This window comes from Janthinobacterium agaricidamnosum NBRC 102515 = DSM 9628 (assembly GCF_000723165.1).
GTDB lineage: Bacteria > Pseudomonadota > Gammaproteobacteria > Burkholderiales > Burkholderiaceae_D > Janthinobacterium > Janthinobacterium agaricidamnosum.
Genome location: NZ_HG322949.1, coordinates 5,896,328 through 5,896,824, shown reverse-complemented (window position 1 = coordinate 5,896,824; position 497 = coordinate 5,896,328). Strand labels below are relative to the sequence as shown.

Annotated in this window: 1 pseudogene (cut by a window edge); it reads left to right on the top strand. The window is 63.0% G+C overall.

Annotated elements, in window-relative coordinates:
- A pseudogene (locus GJA_RS25565) lies at window positions 1–497 on the top strand (AMP-binding protein); its annotated part reaches 10 nt to the left of the window's first position; the annotation flags it as partial.

The window sequence follows — 497 nt, the reverse complement described above, 5'->3', positions numbered from 1 at the left end:
CTATTGCCCATGATCCGCAGGGCTTGTTGGCGCATGTGCAGGCCCAAGGCATTAGCGTGCTGGAAAGTGTGCCATCGCTGATCCAGGGCATGCTCGCCCAGGAGCGCATCAGCCTGGACGGCTTGCGCTGGATGCTGCCGACCGGTGAAGCGATGCCGCCGGAACTGGCGCACCAATGGTTGTTGCGTTACCCGGAAATCGGCCTGGTCAACGCCTATGGCCCGGCGGAGTGTTCGGATGACGTGGCGTTCTTCCGCGTCGACTTGGCGTCTACCCGTGGCACTTACTTGCCAATCGGCACGCCGACCGACAACAACCGGTTGTACCTGTTGGATGGCGCGCTGGAGTTGGTGCCGCAAGGTGCGGTCGGTGAGTTGTGCGTGGCCGGTACCGGCGTGGGTCGTGGTTATGTCAGCGATCCGTTGCGTACTGCCCAGGTGTTTGTGCCGAACCCATTTGGCACACCGGGCGAGCGTCTCTACCGCACCGGCGACCTT